Origin of the sequence: Actinoplanes sp. NBC_00393 (assembly GCF_036053395.1) — a bacterium.
Classification (GTDB): Bacteria; Actinomycetota; Actinomycetes; order Mycobacteriales; family Micromonosporaceae; genus Actinoplanes.
Window position 1 is genome coordinate 7,465,125 of record NZ_CP107942.1, and the last position, 20,230, is coordinate 7,485,354.

Consider the following 20,230-nt stretch of genomic DNA (forward strand, 5'->3'; position numbering starts at 1 on the left):
ATGACCGCGGTGGTACGCCTCGACGGCGTCTCCAAGCAGTACGGGTCCGGCAGCAACGCCCTGCTCGCGCTCGACCACGTGTCGCTGACCGTCAGCAAGGGCGAGTTCGTCTGCCTGCTGGGCGCCTCCGGCTGCGGTAAGAGCACGCTGTTGTCGCTGGTGGCGGGGCTCGACAAGATCAGCGGTGGCACCCTGGACATCGGCGGGAAGAACGTCTCGCTGATGTTCCAGGAGGCCGCCCTCTTCCCCTGGCTCTCGGTGGCCGGCAACGTCGAGCTGGCCCTGCGCCTGCAGGGTGTGGGCCGGGCCGAGCGCAAGAAGCGGGCGAACGAGTTGCTGGAGATCGTCCGGCTGGGCGGCTTCGGCAACAAGCGCCCGCACGAGCTCTCCGGCGGTATGCGGCAGCGCGTGGCCCTGGCCCGCGCGCTCGCCCAGAACGCCGACATCCTGCTGATGGACGAGCCGTTCGGCGCGCTCGACGCGATGACCCGCGACATCCTGCACGACGAGCTGGAGCGGATCTGGCGCGAGCAGGAGCTGACCGTGCTCTTCGTGACGCACAACGTCCGCGAGGCGGTCCGGCTGGGAGACCGGGTGATCCTGCTGAGCAGCCGGCCCGGCCGGGTCATCGAGGACTTCAAGATCGGCCACCCGCGTCCACGGCGTATCGACTCGACCGAGGTGGCCGGGCAGGCCGCCGAGATCACCGACCGGCTCCGCGCGGAGGTGGCCCGTCATGCCAACTGAAGTCGTCGAGTCCACGAAAGCCGATGAGATCAGCGGCCTGGACGCCCTCGAGCTCGGGCCTGAGAAGGAGAAGGGCAACCTCGGCCTGCGCATCTGGCGCAACACCTGGCCGAAGCTGCTGGCGATCGCAATCGTCATCGCGGTCTGGCAGTTGGTCGTGCTCTCCGAGTGGAAGCCGGTCTACGTCCTGCCCGGGCCCGAGACGGTCTTCTCCGACCTCGCCGACCTGATCACCACCGGCTCGTTCTGGGACGGCATCCAGCTGACCCTGACCCGGGCGCTCACCGGCTTCGTGTTCGCCGTGATCATCGGCACAGTGATCGGCGCGGCGGTGGCCCGGTTCGCCCCGCTGCGGGCCGCCATCGGCTCGCTGATCACCGGCCTGCAGACCATGCCGTCGATCATGTGGTTCCCGCTCGCCATCCTGCTCTTCCAGATCAGCGAGAGCGCGATCATGTTCGTGGTCATCATCGGGGCCGCACCCTCGGTGGCGAACGGCTTGATCAGCGGCATCGACTACGTGCCGCGGACCTGGCTGAGAGTGGGCGAGGTGCTCGGGATGAAAGGCCTGGCGAAGTACCGGCACCTGATCCTGCCGGCGTCGCTGCCGTCGTTCATCTCCGGGCTCAAGCAGGGCTGGGCGTTCTCCTGGCGCAGCCTGATGGCCGGTGAGCTGCTGGTCATCGTGCCGGGCGCGCTGTCCATCGGCGTACGCATGCAGCAGGCCCGGGAACTGAACGAGGCCTCGCTGGTGATCTGCTACATCATCGTGGTGCTGGTGATCGGCATCCTGATCGACGTGCTGTTCAACGCCGCCGACAACTCGCTGCGCAAGCGCTGGGGCCTGCTGAGCTAGCTGGCTTCGCTTCGATTGCCGCCGAGTTAGAGCGGGCGGATCGAGTTGAGGACATCCTCGACGACGTAGTCGAACTGCTTGTGCGTGCCCGGGATCGACACGTACAGAATCGCTGCCGTCGGCTTGCCGACGTCGATGACCGCCACCGCGGAGAGTTCGTCGGTGGCGGTCAGTCCGTTCGCCTCGAAACGCAGCCGGAACTCGCTCACCCAGGCCGGCAACCCGCCCAGCGTGGTCACCTCGTCGCGCAGCGGCTCCATGGTGTTCGGCTGCGGGTAGTACTCGGCGCGGACATCCGCCGCCACCTGCCGCCCGACACACTCGAGATCCAGCGAGACCGCGTCGTTGTCCGCCGCCGGCACCGCCGCGGAAAGGATCGACGCGTGGTACTCACCGCCGCTGTAGGTTTCGGTCACGAAGTGCTGGCCGACCCGGTAGGGCACCTCCAGCGTCCCGGCCCGCCACACCGTGTCCCAGGTGACCCACGGCTTCCCGTACTTCCGGTACGAGATCCCGGCGTCCTCGTCCACGGTCCGCTCCCCGGCGGCCGGCGGCGGAGCGCTCGGCCCCCGCGTCGCGGCCCCGCTCGGCAACACGGTCGGCGCCGGACACGCCTGGGCGAGCGGCGGCCGCAGGTCAGCCGGTGCGGACGCTTTGTCGCGGAACGGATTGCTCTCCCCGCCGAGCAGCACGGCGAGCAACACCGACAGACCCACCGCCAGGATCACGCCGGCGATGCCACCGAAGATCAGCAACTGCCGCCGGCGACGCTGTGGTCCATCCGGCGAGGGCGCCGGCGGCGGCGCGGCCGGTTGCGCAGGACCGAGCGGGGGTACGCCCGAAGCGGTCACCGCCCCCGACGCCCACGGACCGCCCGCGCGATTCGACATGTCACCAGTGAACACCACGACTGTCCCACGGGCCGGTACGGCGGCCGGTATTGTGCGCCCGGCCAGCGCGATTCCAGGCGTTGTCGGTTACCGTTCTGCCATGGAACTGGTGTATCCCCCGGTCGTCGCCTTGGCCAAGACGATGTTCCGCGTGCTCGACAACAAGATCCAGATCGAGGGCGCCGAGCACATCCCGGCGACGGGCGGAGCGGTGCTGGCCAGTAACCACTCGAGCTACCTCGACTTCATCTACTGCGGCCTGGGCGCTCAGCCGGCCAAGCGGCTGGTCCGGTTCATGGCGAAGAAGCAGGTCTTCGACCACAAGATCAGCGGCCCGCTGATGCGCGGCATGCGGCACATCCCGGTCGACCGCAAGGCGGGCACCGCGGCGTTCCGCGAGGCGATCGAGGCGCTGAAGCGTGGCGAGATCGTCGGCGTCTTCCCGGAGGCGACGATCAGCGAGTCGTTCACGATCAAGGGCCTCAAGTCGGGCGCCGCCCGGATGGCGCAGGAGGCCGGCGTCCCGCTGATCCCGATGGCCGTCTGGGGTCCGCACCGGCTCTGGACCAAGGGCCGCAAGAAGGAGCTCACCAAACGCCACGTGCCGGTCCTGATCAAGATCGGCGAGGCGGTGGAGATGCCCGAGGGCGCCACCCCCGAGGCGATCACCGCGGCGCTCAAGGTGCGGCTGGCCGGCCTGCTCGACGCCGTGCAGAAGGCGTACCCGGAACAGCCCTCCGGCCCGGACGACCGCTGGTGGCTGCCGGCCCACCTGGGCGGCACCGCGCCGCTGCCGCAGCCCACCGCGGCCATCTGACCGAAACTGATCTCGAAGGGCTTCCGGCGTGCCGGGAGCCCTTCAGCGTCCCCGGGCCGGCTCCCGACCGGCGGCCTCCCCGCCTGCCCGGCCTCTTCGTCAGCGTCGCCCGCGGCCGGCGCGGCATCCCGTCAGCGCAGTCCGTGCCGGCTTTCCTGCAGGCGCGACTTCCCGCGGGCGCGGGCCCCGCTCTCCCGCGGGCGCGGCATCTCGCCGCCGGCCTGCGGAAACGCAAACGGCGCCGTACCCGGCCGGGTACGGCGCCGCAATCATGCGCTCGCGACTGCCGAGGGCAGCCGCTCGTCGGATGCGATTATCAGACGGAGCGGATGTTGGCGGCCTGCGGGCCCTTCTGGCCCTGGGTCACCTCGAACTCGACCCGCTGGTTCTCCTCCAGGCTGCGGTAGCCCGACATCTGGATCGCGGAGAAGTGGGCGAAGACGTCGGCGCCGCCGTCGTCAGGGGTGATGAATCCGAAGCCCTTGTCCGCGTTGAACCACTTCACTACGCCGGTAACCATGATCGTCTCCTCGACGGTCGATCGCTCTCCGCCCATTATGGACGAGAGCGAGGTAATAAGACCCGCATTCTGCGGGGCTCGTGTCGCCGTACTGATCGCCCGTACCGGAGGAATCCGGGTTACGACAAAGAGCGCCTGGGGCAGACTTCCCCACAGGCGCTCCTGAGTACTTGGGAACCAAACTGACAACGCAGGGAGCCTAGCATGACGAAGGAGGCCGGGACGTGCTCGGCGTGCAAGTCGCGAGGCAGCTCAAAGCCGCTGGACTGATCTGGAAGCCCCGCCTCGGCGACCGGTTCGCGGTGCCCGACCGGGACCTGGACGACGAGGTCTTCGTGCTGAGCAACATGACGATTCAGGTGCACGACCGGCCGGAAGGGCGGATCATCGGCTTCAACGGGACCACCGAGTGGGCGCTCGACGACGTGGACCTGGACGAGACCATCTGGCTACCGCGGGAGGACCAGCTGCGGGAGCTGTTGGGCGGCACGTTCCGCGAGCTGGGCCGCGAGCCGGACCACTATCGGGTACGCGTGGAGCTGCTCGACGAGAGTCACACGTTCACCGCCGCGACGCCGGAGGACGGGTACGCCGCGGCGCTCCTGCACCTGCTGAAAGCGGCCGGAGCCTGACCGGATTCGGTCAGAGCGACCCGGCCGGGATCTCCTCGATCAGCGCGGCCAGCGTCGCCGCGTCCATCAGATCGGTGGGCCGGACGGTGACCTGCTCGCGGACATAGTGGAACCCGGCGCGCACCCGGTTGACCGGGACCCCGGCCAGCGACGCCCAGGCAATCCGGTACGCCGACAGCTGCACCGCCGCCGCCTCGGCCTCCGCACCGGACGGCCGCCGCCCGGTCTTCCAGTCGATGACGTCGAACCGGTTCCCCGGGTCGGCGAAGACCGCGTCCATCCGCCCGCGCACCACCACCCCGGCCACCGTCGTCGCGAACGGCACCTCCACCTCGACCGGCGTGCGGTCGGCCCACTCGCCGGTCAGGAACGCCTCCTGCAGCGCGGCCAGTTCCTCGTCGCCGGCCGCACCCTCGTCGGCGGCGCCCGGCAGCTCGTCGATGTCGATCAGCCGCGACGTGCCGAACCGCTGCTCCAGCCAGGCGTGGAACGCGGTGCCACGGCGGGCCTGCGGCGCCGGCCGGTGCGGCAGCGGCCGGCGCAACGACCGGGCCAGCGCCTGCGGGTCGCGGCGCAGCACCACCAGCTGGGACACCGACAGGTGCGGCGGCAGCGCCACCTCGATCGGCCCGTCGTGCCGGGCCCGCTCCGCCCGCTCGGCGAGCAGCAGCTGAGCCTCCCGCCGCCAGCGGGCGATATCCGGATCCTCGGCCGCAGCCGCCCGATCCACCTCCGCGACCGCCGCCGCCAGCTCCTCCCGATCCGCGGGCTCCCCCTCGGCCTCGGTTTCGGCATCGGCTTCCTCCAGCGAGCCGTCGGATTCGGAAGCATCCGCCGAGCCGTCGGGCTCGGCGGCCTTCGCCGCGGCTGGGCGTTGGGCAGGGATGACCGGTTCGGCCTGCTCTGTGGAGGCGTCGGCTGCCTCTGGTCGATCGGCGCGGTCGTCCGGGCGTACCCCTGAGGTTTCCCAGCCGGCGGCAGCCAAGCCTGCAAGGTCGGCTGCCAGCCCGGCCCGCGCGGCCACCTCGGGATCGGCGGCCGCCAGGTCGGCGAAAGCCTCGGCCGCGGACGCGTCCGGGGCGGCGATCATGCGGCGGATCAGGTCGGCGGCGGCCTGCATGGCCGGCCGGCGCAGGCCGAGCGGGTCGGCGGGCCACTCGGCGTTGGCCACCACGCGGTCACTCGGGTTGGACTCGCCGGGCGCCGGCTCGGGCGTCCACACGTCGATCACGCCGGCGCCCTCGGCACAGGTCGCCCGGATCTCGTCGAGGAAGACCGACGGGCCGCGCGGCCGTTTCACGCCGTCGCCCCACCAGTAACCCGAGCAGAGCAGGAGCCGGCGGGGTCGGGTCACTGCGACGTACGCCAGACGCCGCTCCTCCCGCTCGTCGTGCTCCCGCCAGGCCCGCGTGAAGGCGCTCAACGCCGCCGCGACGTCCTTCTGATCGACCGCGTCGCCGAGGTCCAGGTCCGGCAGACCGGACGAATCACCCCGCAGCGGGAACGGCAGCACCCCGATGCCGCCCAGGTAGTGGTCGGAGCTGCGGGACTGCCCGGGCCAGACGCCACGGCACAGGCCGGCCACCGAGACCACGTCCCACTCCAGGCCCTTCGCCGCGTGCGCGGTGAGGATCTGCACCGCGCCTTCGACCACGTCGACCTGCCCCGGTTCGAGCCCGCGCTCCTCCTCCTCGGCGGCCGCCAGGAAGGCCAGGAAACCGGCGAGCGTGCCGGTCTCGTTCTCGCTCACGTAGCGGGTCGCGGCGTCACCGAGCGCGTCGAGGTGCCCGCGGGCCAGCCCGGCGTCCCCGGCCGCCCACCCGCGAACCGCCACCTCCACGTCCAGGCCGATGGTGCGCTCGATGTCCGCGAGCAGATCGGGCAGCGGCTGGTCCAGGCGTTGCCGCAGCGCATACAGCTCGCTGCTGTACGCCCGGAGCCGCACATAACCCTCAGTCGAATACTGCTGGGGCATGCCGAGGTCGGCCATCGCCTCGACCAGGGTGGCGTCGTCGAGCCGGTCGGCGGTCACGTCCTCCTGCTCCTCGCCGGCCGGGACCGCGCGGGCCGCGGCGATCGACCGGGCCCGCCGGTGCAGGGCCACCAGGTCGCGCGGGCCGATCCGCCAGCGGGCCCCGGTGAGCAGGCGCAACAGGGACGCACCGTCGGTCGGGTCGGCCAGAACGCGCAGCGTGCACACCACGTCGCGGACCTCCGGCGTGTCCAGCAGACCGCCGAGACCGACCACCTCGACCGGCAGCCCGCGGGCCCGCAGCGCCTCCTCGATCACCGGGATCTGGCTGCGCACCCGAACCAGCACGGCGCTGGTCGGGCGCTGCTCCAGCGGGATCTCCTCGGGCAGCGCCGACGGCATCCCGGCGACCAGGCGCCACGCGGTCAGCATCGAGTCGGCGATCCAGTTGGCCTCGTCCGCGTACGTCGGCAGCAGCGCACAGGTCACCGTGCGCCCACCCACCGGGGCGGCCACCCGGTCGGCCGCCTTCAGCACGCCGACCTGCGCGTTCAGCGGGGCGGCGAGCGTGTTCGCCACCCGCAGGATCTCCGGCCGGTTGCGCCAGCTCCGGGTCAGGCCCTGCACCCAGGCGGGCCGGCCGGTCCGGTCGGTGAACTCGGCCGGGAACCGCTCCAGAGTGCCGGCCGAGGCGCCCCGCCAGCCGTAGATCGACTGGCACGGGTCACCGACCGCGGTCACCGGATGTCCGCCGCCGAACAGGTTGTTCAGCATCGTGACCTGGGCGTGGCTGGTGTCCTGGTACTCGTCGAGCAGCACGATCCGGAACCGGCCACGCTCGGTCTCGCCGACCTCGGGATGATCCCGGGCCACCAGGGCGGCCCGGGCCATCTGGTCGCCGAAGTCCATCGCCTCCAGATCGAGTTTGCGCTGCTGGTAGAGGCGGACCAGGGGTAGCAGGGTGAGCCGGTGCTGCTGGCGGCGCAGCATCTCGGTCACGTCGGCGTAGACCCGGCCGGGGAACTCCTGCACCTCGGCGAAGAACCGGCCGGTCCACGCGGCGAGATCCTCCGGGGAGACCAGGTGCTCGGCGAGCTCGCCGGAGAGGGCCAGCACGTCGTCGGTGACGGTGCCGGGCGCCCGGTTCAGGCCGGTCATCTCCCCGGTGTAGGCGCGGACCAGCGAGTCGACGATCTGCCAGCGGGCGGCCTCGGTGAGCAGGCGGGCGGACGGTTCGTACCCGGCGCGCAGGCCGTGCTCGGTGACCACCCGGGCGGCGTACGCGTGGTAGGTCGAGATGGTCGCCTCGCCGGCGAACGCGTCGTCCCGGCCGAGCCGGCGGATCAGCTGGCCGAGCCGGGTCCGGACCCGGTGGGCCAGTTCCCCGGCGGCCTTGCGGGTGAAGGTCAGGCCGAGGATCTCGCCGGGATGCGCGTACCCGTTCGCGACCAGCCAGACCACCCGCGACGCCATCGTCTCGGTCTTGCCGGACCCGGCGCCGGCGACCACCAGCAGCGGCTCGACCGGCGCGGCGATGATCGCCTCCTGCTCCGGCGTCGGTGGCGGCAGGCGCAGCATCCGGGCGAGTTCCCGCGGTGTGTAGCGGGGTCCCTCAGCAGCCCGGCGGCGCGGCCGGGCCTCATCGGTGAACAGCGGCGGCTGGGTCATCAGGGACCGTCCGGTCGTGACGGGCCCGGCTCGACGACCTGGCGGCCCTTACCGGAGATGGGACAGCTGGTCCGGACCGGGCAGACCCGGCACCGGCTGTTGGCCACCGCGGAGAAGGTCGACGCGGCCATGGTCTCGGCGGTCCGGCGCACCATCGCGTACGCCCACTGCGGATCCGCCGCCTCGGTGAGCGGCACCTGCATCTGCTCGCGGGCCTCCTTGCCCGGCCCGAGCTGCACCAGGGCCGCGCCGCCGCTGTCCGCGCCGTAATCGGCGAACGCGCCCGCATCCACCGCGGCCTGATAGCCGGCGAGCTGCGGATTCTCGGCCACGTCGGCGGCCGAGACGGCGGTGGTCTTGCCGGTCTTCAGGTCGATGACGACGAGCCGGCCGGCGTCGTCGATCTCCAGCCGGTCGACCCGCCCGGTGAGCTGGATCGGGCGCCGCTCGTCCTCCAGCCGCACGGTGAACTCGTGCTCGATCGCCAGCAGCCGCCGCGGGTTCGCCGCCAGCCAGCGCAGCAGCTTGTCGACCATGCCCTGGGCACGCTCCTGCTCGGGACCGGCCAGCCAGCGCGCCGCCAGCTCGATCGAGTCGAACCGGGCCGACACGTACTCCACCAGCTTCTCCCGATCGGCGTTCGCATCCTCGGCGAGCATGGCGGCAGCGTGCACCAGGTTGCCGATGCCCTGCGCCGGACCGGCCGGGGCCGCGCCGCCGTGCCGCTCCAGCAGCCACCGCAGGCTGCAGCGCAGCGCACTTTCCATGGAGGACGGGGTGACCTTCACCGGCTCGCCCTCGTCGACCAGCGGCCGGTCGTCGGACAGTGGCCTCAGCCCCCACCACTCGTCCGGGTGCGCGCCGGGCACTCCGGCCGCGGCCAGGCGAGCCAACTCAGCCGCCGCAGCGCGCCGCCGGCTGGGCGTTTCCGCAGATCCCACCACGACGGTACGCAACTCGGCCACCAACGAGGCCAGCGTGAGTGCCCGCGGCGCCCGCCCGACCGGAAGCTCATCCTCCTCAACCGGCCCGCCGTCATCGTCCACAGCCGGCTCAGCATCACGCGCCTCCGGCTCGGCCCCGTCCGGCGCGTCCTCGGCCGCTGCTTGGCTGTCGAGCTGCTGATCAGGGTCCGGGCCGCTGTCCGAGGGACCGGAGGGTCCGTCGGGCGGGCCGGTGTCCCAGGGGTCCGGCTCGGGCGGTTCGGTCGGCGGCGGAGCGTCCGGACCGGCACCCGGGCCGGGGCCAGGGGCGGAGAGGGCCAGCTCGGCCAGGAACCGGCTCGGCTGTTCCTCACCGGCCGAGCCGCCGACGCTCGCCGAGGCCACCGCGGTGACCACCAGGCGGCGGCGAGCCCGGGTGGTCGCCACGTAGAAGAGCCGGCGTTCCTCGTCCAGCAGCGCGGACGTCTCGGTGGCGACGGCGGCCGCGCCCGTGGCCGGGCGGCCGGCGATCACGTCGACCAGGCGCTCCGAGCCGAGCAGGCTGCCGCGCAGGCGCAGGTCGGGCCAGATGCCCTCCTGCACCCCGGCCAGAACCACCACGTCCCACTCCAGGCCTTTCGCCGCGTGCACGGTGAGCAGCCGGACCGCCTCGCCGCGGTCGGCGCTCGGCGCGATCGAGTCAGCGGGCAGGTCCTGGCCGAGCACATGGTCCAAGAACACCTCGGTACGCGCGCCGGGCAGCCGGTCGACGAACCGGGCGGCGGCGTCGAACAAGACCACCATCGCGTCCAGGTCTCGGTCGGCAGCCTCGGCTCGCCACTGCCGGGCCCGGCCGACCTCGCGCTGGTCCGGCATGGGGGCCTCGCGGGTACTCATCGCATACCACCGGTCGGCGAGACCGCTGGCCCGCCAGACAGCCCAGAGCACCTCCTCGGCGGTGGCCCCGGGCTCCGCCGCGGCCTCTCGGACGACAGCGATCAGCCGGGCGATCGTCTGGGCCGGCCGTGCCCAGCGCCGCTCGACCATGTCCAGCCCGGCCGGATCCCGGACCGCGTCGACGAGCAGCTCACCGGACGGCCGGCGATCACCCGCCGCCAGCGCGAGGGCCCGCAGACCCTGCCGCAGCCGTCGCTCGGCCAGCGGATCGGCGCCGCCGAGCGCGGAGTGCAGCAACGCTACCGCGGCCTCCTCATCGAGCACCTGGGGATCGAGCGCACACCGTAGGAGCAGCAGGAACGGCGCGACCGCCGGTTGCAGGTGCAACGGCAGATCTTCGGCATGGATCACGGTCGGCACGCCGGAGGCGGCCAAGGCCCGCTGCACCGACGGCTGCTGCAGCGCGGTGGACCGCATCAGCACCGCCATCCGCGACCACGGCACCCCGTGCAGCAGGTGCGCCTCGCGCAGCGCGTGCGCGATGTAGGCGGTCTCGGCGGCCGGCGACCGGAAGGTCCGCACCACAGCTTCCGGCACCGGCCCGAAGACATCATCGACCGGGCGGCCGGCCCCGCCACCGGGCCGGGCATCCCCGCCGGCCCCGCCACCGGGCCGGGCATCCCCGCCGGCCCCGCCACCGGGCCGGGCATCCCCGCCGGCCCCGCCACCGGGCCGGGCATCCCCGCCGGCCCCGCCACCGGGCCGGGCATCCCCGCCGGCCCCGTCACCGGGCCGGGCATCCCCCTCGGCGGCAGGACCGGGCGTGGAAGCCGTCGGCTCGACGGCACCGGCCCCAGCACGCCCCGACCCGGCGGAACCAGACTCGGAAGGGACTGACCCGGCGGAACCGGCTTCGGCCGGCCCGGGCCCGGTGGGGCCGGGCTCCGGTGTCGGCGGCGGGAACATCGGGCGGTGCCCGATCGGACCGCGCATGCGGCGGGCCACCCGGCCGGTCGCGTCGAGCAGCTGAGGTGCTGCGCGGTAGTTGGTGTGCAGGACGACGGTTTCGGCCGGGGCGCCCGCAGCCGAGCGGAACCGCTCGGCGAACGTGGCGACGATCTCCGGGTCGGCGCCTCGGAAGCCGAAGACCGACGAATCCGGGTCGGCGAACGCGATCAGGGGCTTGCCGCCGCCGGCGACCTGGGTGAGGAGGTCGATCTGCGCCGGGTCGGTCTCGGCCAGCTCGTCGACGAAGACGTAATCCAGACGGCGGCGCTCGGCGGCCAGCAGGTCGGGCTCGTCGGCGAGCAGGCCGGAGGCGGCCCGGACCAGCTCGGCCGGGTCATACGCCGTGGAACCGCGCGTGGTGACGTCGCGCAGGGCGAGAACCGCCACGTACTCCCGGAGGAAGCGGGCGGCGGCCGGCCAGTCGTCACGGCCGAGGCGCTCGCCGAGCCGGGCCAGCTCGACCGGCCCGATGCCGCGCTCCGCGGCGCGCTGCATGAGGTCACGCAACTGCTGGGCGAAGGCCCTGGTGGGCAGGGCCGGCCGCAGCGCTTCTGGCCAGCCGATCGTGTCGGGCGCCTCGGGATCGCCGACCGCGGCCAGCAGCTCCCGGATGATCAGGTCCTGCTCGGGGCCGGTGAGCAGGCGCGGGGAGGGCTCACCCCGTTCGGCTGCGGCGCGGCGGAGCAAGCCGAACGCGTACGCATGGAAGGTCCTGACCAGGGGCTCGTGCACGATCCGCCCGGGATCGTCGGCGACCCGGGCCTCGATCCGGTCGCGGAGCGCTGCCGCGCCGCGGCGGCCGAAGGTGAGCACCAGGATGCGCTCGGGATCGGTGCCCTCGGCGATGCGGGCGGCGACCGCCTCGACCAGAACCGAGGTCTTGCCGGTGCCGGGCCCGCCGATCACCAGCAGCGGCCCGGTGGTGTGCTCGACCGCCCGGCGCTGAACCGGGTCGACCGGCAGCTCGGGAACGATCGGGCGGGGCCGCCGGACCAGGCGATAGGCCGGCCGGCGCACCGGGGGACGGGGGGCCGGCGTGCTCACGGCATCTATGAGAGCACGCCGGTACGACGTTATCGGCTGCCGAGGGTGTCCTCGATGAGGTCGAGGGCGGCCGGAACGGTCCGGGCGACCTGGATCATCTCGATCGCGGCGGGCCGCACGAACTTCTCGTCGACCAGGCCGCCGAGCCAGCGCAGCAGCCCGTCGTAGAAGCCGTCCGGGTCGAGCAGCACGATCGGTTTGCGGTGCACGTCGAGGGTCGCGGTGGTCCACACCTCGAAGAGCTCGTCCAGCGTGCCGAGACCACCCGGGAGGGTGAGGAAGGCGTCCGATCGTTCGATCATCAGGTTCTTCCGGGCGGCCATGTCTGCGGTGATCAGCAGCTCGTCCGAGGCGACGTCGGCGACCTCGAGGTCGACCAGGCACTGCGGGATGATGCCGAGGGTGTGCCCGCCGGCGGACCGGGCGCCGTCGGCGACCGTACCCATCATGCCGACGCAGCCGCCGCCGGAGACCAGCACGTGCCCTCGTTCGGCGAGGGCCCGGCCGGTCTCGCCGGCCAGGTCGAGCCAGCGTTGTTCCAGCGTGGTCGAGGAGGCGCAGAAGACGCAGACGGCCGCCACTACCGCTTACCGTTCGGGTCGGCGAGAGCCGCGTCGGCGTCCACGATGATGCGGACCGCTTCGGCGACGTCGTCGGTGGTCTGAATCAGGTCGAGATCCATGGCACTGATCTTGCCTTCGTCGAGCATCCGCCGCTTCATCCAGTCGAGCAGCCCACCCCAGTACTCGGCGCCCATCAGGATCACCGGGAACCGGGTCACCTTCTTGGTCTGCACCAGCGTGATCGCCTCGAAGAGCTCGTCCAGCGTTCCGAAACCGCCAGGAAGCACGACAAAGGCCTGGGCATACTTCACAAACATGGTCTTGCGTACGAAGAAGTAGCGAAAATCGATGCCGACGTCGACCCAGTCGTTGAGCCCCTGCTCGAACGGAAGCTCGATACCGAGGCCCACGGACATCCCGCCGGCCTCGGTCGCTCCCCGGTTGGCAGCCTCCATCACCCCTGGACCGCCACCGGTGATCACCGCGTACCCCGCCTCGGCCAGCGCCGCGCCCAAGCTGTACGCCAGCTCGCACTCGTAGCTGTCCGGGCTGCTGCGCGCGGACCCGAAAACGCTCACCGCGGGCGGCAGATCGGCCAGGGTGTCGAAGCCCTCGACGAACTCGGAGAGGATCCGCAGCGCCCGCCAGGCGTCCTTGGTCTTCCACTCACCGCGGTGGTGCGAGTCGAGCAGTTTCTGATCAGCGGTGCTCGGTGGGATCGAATCACGCCGCAGCGTGACCGCGCCGCGATGACGTTCCGGGCCGGTAGATGGTCGCCCGTTGGTGCTCTCCGTCATGCCACCAAGGTAGTGCGGACGGTCAGTACCTGGTGAATAACCGGCTGCGTTTCGGTAAGAGGATTGCGACCTCGAGACCTTTTTGCCAGATTGAAGCAACCGACAGTAGCTCCAGCACGTCTGTACTGTTACCGACCTGGCATCACCGGGCTCCCGGCGAAGGAGCAGCCACCGTGACGAATCGATACGAGCGCCTCAAGATGCAGCGCCGCATGCAGCGCCGGATCCGCCTGGTGGTGGAGGAACGGCGGATGGCTTTCGCGGCGCGTGATCCCGAACCGGCCGTCGACCCGGAAGCGACCATGGAGATACCGCCCGAGCTGCTGGCTCTCCCCCAGCGCGCGATCGGCCGGGTGGCGGTGCCGCAGATCTAGTCGGCCAGCCAGCGGTAAAGCGTGGCCGAGCCGTCGCGGATCTTGCCGATCTCGACGTGCTCGTCCGGCGCGTGTGCCAGCGCCGGGTCGCCGGGCCCGTAATTCAGCGCCGGGATGCCGAGCGCGGCGAAACGGGCGACGTCGGTCCACCCGAGCTTGCCGGCCGGCTCGAGGCCGATGGCGGCGAGGAATTCCCTGGCCGGGGCCGCTTTGAGGCCGGGCAGGGCGCCTGGGGCGGAGTCGGTCACCTCCAACTCGTACCCATGGAAGATCTCCTGCAGGTGCTCCAGCGCCTGCTTCTCCGAGCGGTCCGGGGCGAACCGCAGGTTCACATCCAGGAAGCAGTCGTCCGGCACCACGTTGCCGGCGATGCCGCCCTCGATCCGGACCGCGCTCAGCCCTTCCCGATACGTACACCCGTCGATCGTCACGGTGCGTGGGTGGTAGTCCTCGAGCCGCCGCAGCAGCTCACCCATCGCGTGGATCGCGTTCACCCCGCGCCAGGCCCGGGCCGTGTGCGCCCGGCGCCCGGTGGTGTGCACCCGCACCCGCATGGTCCCCTGACAACCGGCTTCGACCAACCCATAAGTCGGCTCGAGCAGCACCGCGAAGTCGGCCTGCAGCCACTTGGGGTGGGCCTCGGCCACCAGGTTGAGCCCGTTGAACTCGGACTCGATCTCCTCCGCCTCGTAGAAGAGGTAGGTCAAGTCGTAACGCGGGTCGGGCAGGGTGACGGCCAGGTGCAGCGCGAGCGCGACGCCGGATTTCATGTCCGAGGTGCCGCAGCCGTAGATCAGGTCGTCGACGACCGTGGACGGCAGGTTGTCGTTGACCGGGACCGTGTCCAGGTGGCCGGCGAGGATCACCCGCTGGTCGCGGCCCAGTTTGGTCCGCGCCATCACCGTATTACCCAGTCGCCGGACGCTCAGGTGACCGGCCCTGCGGAGGACGTCCTCCACACAGTCGGCGATCACCTTTTCATCGCGGGAGACGGACTCGATGTCGACCAGGGCGCGGGTCAGCACGACCGGGTCGAGCAGCACGTCCGGGGTAAGCGGGTTGGCCATGAGCGCACCATACCGGGGGCGTACGACGCTCCCGATGCCTCGTTCCGGGTCCGGTAGGGTTCGGTCCGTGGAAACCGCGATCTCGACTTCGCCCGCCTGGGGCATCGGCCTCGCCACCGTGACCGCCGAGGGGCAGGTCCTCGACACCTGGTTCCCGGCCGGATACCTGGGACTGGGCGAGGAGCCCGCCGACGCGCCGGCCCTCCCGGCCGGGCTGACCGGCACCAAGCTGCTTCCCGGCCTGAGCACCGTCGAGGTCCGTACGGTGATCAAGTCGCTGGCCGACCCGATCACCGACGCCTCCGACGCGTACCTGAGGTTGCACCTGCTCTCGCACCGCCTGGTCCAGCCGAACGCGCTGAACCTGGACGGCATCTTCGGCAAGCTGGCGAACGTGGCCTGGACCTCGGCCGGCCCGTGCCCGCCGGAGCGGGTCGACGAGCTGCGCTTCCTGGAGCGCGCGGCCGGCCGGCAGCTCGCCGTCTACGGCGTGGACAAGTTCCCGCGGATGATCGATTACGTGGTGCCGTCCGGCGTGCGGATCGCCGACGCGGACCGGGTGCGGCTCGGCGCCCACCTGGCCTCCGGCACCACCGTGATGCACGAGGGGTTCGTCAACTTCAACGCCGGCACGCTCGGCACCTCGATGGTCGAGGGCCGGATCGTGCAGGGTGTGGTGGTCGGCGACGGCTCGGACATCGGCGGCGGCTCGTCGATCATGGGCACGCTCTCCGGTGGCGGCAAGGAGAAGGTGCGCATCGGCGAGCGCGCTCTGCTCGGGGCGAACGCGGGCATCGGCATCTCGCTCGGCGACGACTCGGTGGTGGAGGCGGGTGTCTACATCACTGCCGCCTCGAAGATCACGCTGCCCGACGGCCGCGTGGTGAAGGCCATCGAGCTGTCCGGTGTGAGCAATCTCCTCTTCTGGCGCAACTCGGTCTCCGGCGCTCTGGAGGCCCGCCCGCGCAAGGGCACCGGCATCGAGCTGAACAGCGCGCTGCACGCCAACGACTGACCCTCAAGAGGGACGCAAGGCCTGGGCGGCCGCCGTGCGAACGGCGGCCGTCAGTCTGTTCAGGGTCTCCGACTCGATCCGCCAGCACTGCCAGTAGAGGGGCACGTCCAGGTAGCGGCCCGGCGCGATGTCGACGTAGCGGCCGTTCTCCAGGTCGGGCCGGGCGTTCTGCTCGGGGACCAGGCCCCAGCCCAGGCCGAGCCGGATCGCCTCGTTGAAGGCGGCCGCGCCGGGCACGTAGTGGATCGGCGGCTCCGGCCGGTCGCCGAGGAACCGGTGCTGCAGGCGGTCCTTGCGGTTGTAGACCAGCATCGGCGCCCGGCTCAGGTCGGTCGCGTCGAAGCCGGGCGCGGCGACCGGCAGATACCGCATCGCGCCCAGCCGCTCCACCCGGCACCCCTGCACCGCGACGTGATCCGCGGTGACCGCGGCCATCGCGATGCCGGCCCGCAGCAGCTCGGCGGTGTGATCCTGATCATCGGTGTGGATCTCGAAACTGACCCCCGGCACCCGGGCGAGCACCGGCAGGAACCAGCTGTTCAGCGAATCCGCGTTGACCACGAAGGAGAGCCGGGTGCCGCCGCTGGCCTGGGCCAGCGCCTCGCGCTCCAGCAGCGCGACCTGGCCGGCGAAGCGGACCAGCGCCTGGCCGGCCTCGGTGGCTGTGCACGGTTTTGCCCGGCGCACCAGCACCTGACCGACGGACTGCTCGAGCGCCTTGATCCGCTGACTGACTGCGGATGGTGTGACGTGCAGCGCACGTGCGGCCGCCTCGAAACTTCCCAGCTCGACCACGGCCTGGAAGGTCGCTAGTTGCACCTGGTCCACGTAAGAGATGCTAATCCATCTTGAGAATGATTAGCTGGAGTACGGGAGCCGGCGTCCGTAGCGTCGAGCACATGCTTCCCTCCGCTCTCGCCGGGTTCGCCGCGTCCGCCGTACTGATCATCGCCATCGGGGCACAGAACGCCTTCGTCCTGCGGCAGGGTCTGCGCCGGGAGCACGTACTACCGGTGGTGTTGACCTGTGCTCTTTCCGATCTTGCGCTGATCTCGGCCGGCATCGCCGGCCTCGGCGCGGTCCTGACCGCCCGGCCCGAGCTGGTGACCATGATCCGATGGGCCGGCGCGGCGTTCCTGCTGGCCTATGCCGCGCTGGCGGCGCGGCGGGCGCTGCGGCCGCAGGCGCTCGACCCGGCCGGCAAGGCGCCCGCGACCCTGCGCGCCACGCTGCTCACCTGCCTCGCCCTGACCTACCTCAACCCGCATGTCTACCTGGACACAGTGCTGCTGCTCGGCTCGGTTGCCCAACAGCACGCGAACCGCTGGGCCTTCGGCCTGGGCGCGGCCGCGGCGAGCCTGGTCTGGTTCACCGCGCTCGGCACCGGCGCGCACCGGCTGGCGCCGCTGCTGGCCCGCCCGGCTGCCTGGCGGGTGCTCGACGGCCTGATCGCGGCGGTGATGGCGATTCTCGGCATCGCGCTGGTCGTGCAGGCTTGACTCTCACCCTGGGGCAGACCTCAGAGTTGTGCAGGTGAGGAGCGAGCTGCGGGACTTAAAAGGAATCGGTGACGTCGCACGTGCCAGCGGGTTGAGTGTCAGCGCGCTGCGGTTCTACGACGGTGCCGGGGTGCTGGTCCCTGCCGCGGTGGACCGGGTCACCGGCTATCGCCGCTACACGGCGGAGCAGATCCGGGCAGCCCGGCTCATCGCCGGCCTGCGGCGGGTGGGCATGCCGGTCGCCGAGATCGCGCAGGCGGTGCGAGACCTGGATGACCCCGATTCGGTGCGGGTCAAGCTCGATCTCCACCTGACCCGGCTGGAGGCCGGTCTCGCCGACGCTCGACGTGAGCTCTCCCGCCTGCACGCTCTGCTCGACTCGGAGGAGAAGTCCATGACGCGCGTCACCCTGCCGGCCGCCGACCTGCGCGCCGCGCTGGACGCGGTGCGTTTCGCCGCGCCCGCCACCGCCGACGTCATTCCCGCCGGCGTCCTCTTCGAGACCGGCGAGGGTGTCCTGACCCTGGTCGCGACCGATCGCTATCGACTGGCCGTCGCCTCCACCCCGGCCGAGATCACCGGTCCGGCGGCTCGCAGCTTCCTGCCCCTGGCCTTCGTCGACGGGCTGCGCGGCGTGCACACCGGCTCGGTGACCCTCGACCTGACCGCCGACCAGGTCAGCGCCCGGATCGGCGACTCGGCGCTGACGAGCGAGCCGTTCGACGTCGACTTCCCGGATTACCAGCGGCTGCTGAGCCCTTCCGGCCCGGAGACCCGGCAGGTCCTGGTGGATGCCGCCGAGCTGCGCGAGCGACTCGCCGCAGCCCCGGTGGTGGCACGGGAGCACGACGGCTCGACCTACCCGGTCTCGATCCTGAATCTGGACCCCGTGGGTGGTCTGCACCTCGCCGCCGAGAGCGAGTGGGCGGCGGATGCCGGTGCCCACGTCGCGGTGAACCGCGAGTTTCTACTCGAGGCGCTGGACGCGGGCGGCCCGGGCCAGCTGGTGCTCCAGCTCGACGGGCCGCTGCGGCCGCTCGCCGTCCGGGTGGCGGGTGACGAGTCCCGGTTCTCGCTCCTGATGCCGGTCCGGCAGTGAGGAGGGAAGGGCTCTGGTAACCGTTCAGCCACAGTCCGGCACCGGTCCCGCATGAGACGTGAGATGGAGTCGCTCGTCGGCGGGCCGCCCGGCTACGTTTCCGATGTGCGCAGCAACCGGCAGGAGGACGAACTCAACGCCGCGGCTACCGGCGCCTCCATGACCGGGTGGGAATTCGCCTGGCTGGACGGCCTGGCCGTGGCGTCCGAGCCGTCCTGGTCGTACCTGGAGCTGGCCCGTCCGCTGCTGCGCCGAGCCACGAGCGTGCTCGACCTGGACACCGGCGGCGGCGAGCTGCTGGCGGAGCTTGCCCCGCTGCCCCCGCACACCGTGGCCGTGGAGAGCTGGGCGCGGAACACTCCGGCCGCCCGGGAGCGGCTCACCCCGTTCGGGGTGGCGGTGCTCACCGAGCTGCCGGCCGGCGAGGACGAGTTCGATCTGGTGCTCAGCCGGCACGGGCGGCTTCCCGCGGCGGACATCGCCCGTCTGCTGAAGCCCGGCGGAGTCCTGCTCACCCAGCAGGTCGGCAGTGATGATCTGGCGGATCTGAATGTCGCGCTCGGCGCGCCACCGCCACATCCGCGCCGGTGGGATGCCGAGGTCGCGGCCGCATCGCTGGAGGCGGCCGGGCTCCAGGTGGTCGACGTGCGCGAGGAGCACCCGCACGCGGTCTTCCGGGACATCTCGGCGGTGGTGCACCAGCTGCGCACTGTGCCGTGGCAGATCCGGGACTTCACTCCGTACAAGTACGAGCGGGCGCTGGCCCGTCTCGCCGCGACCATCCGGGCCCGCGGTGAGTTCACTGCGCGGGCGCACCGCTTCCTGCTCCAGGCCGAGCGGCCGACAGAACCGTAAGCCGCAAGCCTCTTTCAGGGGAATGCCGGACAACACGATAGTGTCCAGCTGCCGGAAAATGTCGCCCTGGCCATTGTACGGGACGCTTGGTTTCACATTAAAGCTTCGCGTTTCAAGCTTCCTGCGGCGGTTTTCGATAATCCGAACAGCTTTCGGAGTTGAGAATTTCGCCGATGCGTGGCAGTAAGGCGAAACTGCAGCTCTTCGCGTGTGTTCGTGAGGCTCTGGCACTGCTCACCGGGAAGGTGGCGGGCGCTCCGTCACACGTGCGGGGTAACCGGAACGGCTCGGAGGCGCCGCCGGATCGCATGCAACAGGCCGACGGGAAGAACTATCGCCGGGAAATGGCGGGTCCGTCATCTTTGTCGCAGCGCCGGGACGCCTTTTGGGCTCCCGGGACACCCGATTAACGACGCGCACCCCGTTCTGGTCGCTCGCGACCTCTTACGGGGCGTTAGCGCACGCTTACCGTTCCAGGAGGAACATTCCCATGCGCAAGATCTCGAAGCGTTCCGCTGTCATCGTCGGCGTCACTGTCGTCGCCTTGGGTGGGGGCGCGGCATGGGCCGCCTTCTCCGGCTGGGACATCGAGGGTGAGGGCAAGGCCAACGGCAAGGCCGCGCAGATCAAGAAGCTGACCGCGTCGACGACCTTCACCGACAACCTCTACCCGGGTCTCACCACGGACATCACGACGACGATGAAGAACCCGAACGAGTTCCCGGTCCAGCTCACCGGAGAGATCGCCGTGGTCAACGCGACGGTCACACCGGCGGGAGAGGACGCGACCGCCTGCGCGGCGGGGCTGAAGGAGGCGGGGATGTTCACCACGACCTTCCCCGGCACGCCGACGATCGCCGCCGGGGATGAGGCGGCATCGGTGCCGGGCACGGTGACCATCGGCAACATCCCGCAGGCCTGCTCCGCCAAGACGGTCAAGATCGACTACTCGTTCAACGCCAAGAGCCTGCCCGAGGCTTCGTGACC

General features: G+C 71.5%; 18 protein-coding genes. 10 read left to right on the top strand and 8 right to left on the bottom strand.

The annotated features are described in order from the left end of the window. Positions 1-747 carry an ABC transporter ATP-binding protein gene (locus OHA21_RS34460; protein ID WP_328462156.1) on the top strand — a complete coding sequence of 249 codons (747 nt, stop codon included), beginning with the start codon at positions 1-3 and terminating at the stop codon, positions 745-747. Continuing rightward, positions 737-1,603, top strand: coding sequence for an ABC transporter permease (locus OHA21_RS34465; protein ID WP_328462158.1), 867 nt, complete (start codon positions 737-739; stop codon positions 1,601-1,603). Before OHA21_RS34460 ends, OHA21_RS34465 begins: the two co-directional genes overlap by 11 nt. A gap of 26 nt (positions 1,604-1,629) precedes the next feature. Here OHA21_RS34465 and OHA21_RS34470 read toward each other — a convergent pair whose 3' ends face one another. Continuing rightward, positions 1,630-2,493, bottom strand: coding sequence for a hypothetical protein (locus tag OHA21_RS34470; RefSeq protein ID WP_328462160.1), 864 nt, complete (start codon positions 2,491-2,493; stop codon positions 1,630-1,632). A gap of 100 nt (positions 2,494-2,593) precedes the next feature. Between OHA21_RS34470 and OHA21_RS34475 the strand changes: the two genes are divergently transcribed. After that, complete coding sequence (locus tag OHA21_RS34475; protein WP_328462162.1) at positions 2,594-3,310, top strand: lysophospholipid acyltransferase family protein; 717 nt, start codon at positions 2,594-2,596, stop codon at positions 3,308-3,310. Between the two features lie 316 nt (positions 3,311-3,626). Here OHA21_RS34475 and cspE read toward each other — a convergent pair whose 3' ends face one another. Continuing rightward, positions 3,627-3,830: a transcription antiterminator/RNA stability regulator CspE gene (gene cspE, locus OHA21_RS34480; RefSeq protein ID WP_014447450.1), complete on the bottom strand. Its 204-nt coding sequence runs from the start codon at positions 3,828-3,830 to the stop codon at positions 3,627-3,629. Positions 3,831-4,054: 224 nt separating this feature from the next. Here cspE and OHA21_RS34485 point away from each other — a divergent pair, with 224 nt between their 5' ends. Beyond that, positions 4,055-4,462, top strand: coding sequence for a pilus assembly protein CpaE (locus OHA21_RS34485; protein ID WP_328462170.1), 408 nt, complete (start codon positions 4,055-4,057; stop codon positions 4,460-4,462). Between the two features lie 10 nt (positions 4,463-4,472). Here the strand turns inward: OHA21_RS34485 and OHA21_RS34490 are convergent, their stop codons facing one another. The 4 genes from OHA21_RS34490 to OHA21_RS34505 all read right to left on the bottom strand — a co-directional run bounded on the left by OHA21_RS34490 (position 4,473) and on the right by OHA21_RS34505 (position 13,334). Then, complete coding sequence (locus OHA21_RS34490; protein WP_328462172.1) at positions 4,473-8,102, bottom strand: ATP-dependent helicase; 3,630 nt, start codon at positions 8,100-8,102, stop codon at positions 4,473-4,475. After that, a complete protein-coding gene (locus OHA21_RS34495; RefSeq protein WP_442875191.1) occupies positions 8,102-11,926 on the bottom strand; it encodes a UvrD-helicase domain-containing protein in 3,825 nt (1,274 codons plus the stop codon). Before OHA21_RS34495 ends, OHA21_RS34490 begins: the two co-directional genes overlap by 1 nt. A gap of 77 nt (positions 11,927-12,003) precedes the next feature. Next, positions 12,004-12,555, bottom strand: coding sequence for a TIGR00730 family Rossman fold protein (locus tag OHA21_RS34500; protein WP_328462174.1), 552 nt, complete (start codon positions 12,553-12,555; stop codon positions 12,004-12,006). Beyond that, complete coding sequence (locus tag OHA21_RS34505; protein WP_328462176.1) at positions 12,555-13,334, bottom strand: TIGR00730 family Rossman fold protein; 780 nt, start codon at positions 13,332-13,334, stop codon at positions 12,555-12,557. The genes OHA21_RS34500 and OHA21_RS34505 overlap by 1 nt, the downstream gene beginning before the upstream one ends. 173 nt (positions 13,335-13,507) lie before the next feature. Between OHA21_RS34505 and OHA21_RS34510 the strand changes: the two genes are divergently transcribed. Beyond that, positions 13,508-13,708, top strand: a complete 201-nt coding sequence (locus tag OHA21_RS34510; protein ID WP_328462178.1) for a hypothetical protein — start codon at positions 13,508-13,510, stop codon at positions 13,706-13,708. Here OHA21_RS34510 and dapE read toward each other — a convergent pair. Next, positions 13,705-14,775: a succinyl-diaminopimelate desuccinylase gene (gene dapE / locus OHA21_RS34515; protein WP_328462180.1), complete on the bottom strand. Its 1,071-nt coding sequence runs from the start codon at positions 14,773-14,775 to the stop codon at positions 13,705-13,707. The genes OHA21_RS34510 and dapE overlap by 4 nt on opposite strands. Positions 14,776-14,809: 34 nt before the next feature. Between dapE and dapD the strand changes: the two genes are divergently transcribed. Then, the gene (dapD, locus tag OHA21_RS34520) at positions 14,810-15,790 is read left to right on the top strand and encodes a 2,3,4,5-tetrahydropyridine-2,6-dicarboxylate N-succinyltransferase (RefSeq protein WP_328462182.1); all 981 of its coding nucleotides are present in this window, start codon (positions 14,810-14,812) and stop codon (positions 15,788-15,790) included. 3 nt (positions 15,791-15,793) lie between these two features. Here the strand turns inward: dapD and OHA21_RS34525 are convergent, their stop codons facing one another. Next, the gene (locus OHA21_RS34525) at positions 15,794-16,618 is read right to left on the bottom strand and encodes a LysR family transcriptional regulator ArgP (protein WP_328462184.1); all 825 of its coding nucleotides are present in this window, start codon (positions 16,616-16,618) and stop codon (positions 15,794-15,796) included. 71 nt (positions 16,619-16,689) lie between these two features. Here OHA21_RS34525 and OHA21_RS34530 point away from each other — a divergent pair, with 71 nt between their 5' ends. The 4 genes from OHA21_RS34530 to OHA21_RS34545 all read left to right on the top strand — a co-directional run bounded on the left by OHA21_RS34530 (position 16,690) and on the right by OHA21_RS34545 (position 20,228). Further along, positions 16,690-17,289 (top strand): LysE/ArgO family amino acid transporter, encoded by a 600-nt coding sequence (locus OHA21_RS34530; protein ID WP_328462186.1) that lies wholly within the window; start codon positions 16,690-16,692, stop codon positions 17,287-17,289. A 46-nt stretch (positions 17,290-17,335) separates the two neighbouring features. Beyond that, the gene (locus tag OHA21_RS34535) at positions 17,336-18,388 is read left to right on the top strand and encodes a MerR family transcriptional regulator (protein WP_442875192.1); all 1,053 of its coding nucleotides are present in this window, start codon (positions 17,336-17,338) and stop codon (positions 18,386-18,388) included. Between the two features lie 51 nt (positions 18,389-18,439). After that, the gene (locus OHA21_RS34540; protein ID WP_328462190.1) at positions 18,440-19,243 is read left to right on the top strand and encodes a class I SAM-dependent methyltransferase; all 804 of its coding nucleotides are present in this window, start codon (positions 18,440-18,442) and stop codon (positions 19,241-19,243) included. A gap of 490 nt (positions 19,244-19,733) precedes the next feature. Continuing rightward, a complete protein-coding gene (locus tag OHA21_RS34545; protein WP_328462192.1) occupies positions 19,734-20,228 on the top strand; it encodes a hypothetical protein in 495 nt (164 codons plus the stop codon). Positions 20,229-20,230 lie beyond the last annotated feature (2 nt).

Coding starts and splice junctions, on each gene's coding strand:
- OHA21_RS34490 (WP_328462172.1), bottom strand. CDS start 8,102: ATGACCCAGCCGCCGCTGTTCACCGATGAGGCCCGGCCGCGCCGCCGG.
- OHA21_RS34460 (WP_328462156.1), top strand. CDS start 1: ATGACCGCGGTGGTACGCCTCGACGGCGTCTCCAAGCAGTACGGGTCC.
- dapE (WP_328462180.1), bottom strand. CDS start 14,775: ATGGCCAACCCGCTTACCCCGGACGTGCTGCTCGACCCGGTCGTGCTG.
- cspE (WP_014447450.1), bottom strand. CDS start 3,830: ATGGTTACCGGCGTAGTGAAGTGGTTCAACGCGGACAAGGGCTTCGGA.
- OHA21_RS34505 (WP_328462176.1), bottom strand. CDS start 13,334: ATGACGGAGAGCACCAACGGGCGACCATCTACCGGCCCGGAACGTCAT.
- dapD (WP_328462182.1), top strand. CDS start 14,810: ATGCCTCGTTCCGGGTCCGGTAGGGTTCGGTCCGTGGAAACCGCGATC.
- OHA21_RS34465 (WP_328462158.1), top strand. CDS start 737: ATGCCAACTGAAGTCGTCGAGTCCACGAAAGCCGATGAGATCAGCGGC.
- OHA21_RS34540 (WP_328462190.1), top strand. CDS start 18,440: ATGAGACGTGAGATGGAGTCGCTCGTCGGCGGGCCGCCCGGCTACGTT.
- OHA21_RS34530 (WP_328462186.1), top strand. CDS start 16,690: ATGCTTCCCTCCGCTCTCGCCGGGTTCGCCGCGTCCGCCGTACTGATC.
- OHA21_RS34475 (WP_328462162.1), top strand. CDS start 2,594: ATGGAACTGGTGTATCCCCCGGTCGTCGCCTTGGCCAAGACGATGTTC.
- OHA21_RS34470 (WP_328462160.1), bottom strand. CDS start 2,493: ATGTCGAATCGCGCGGGCGGTCCGTGGGCGTCGGGGGCGGTGACCGCT.
- OHA21_RS34545 (WP_328462192.1), top strand. CDS start 19,734: ATGCGCAAGATCTCGAAGCGTTCCGCTGTCATCGTCGGCGTCACTGTC.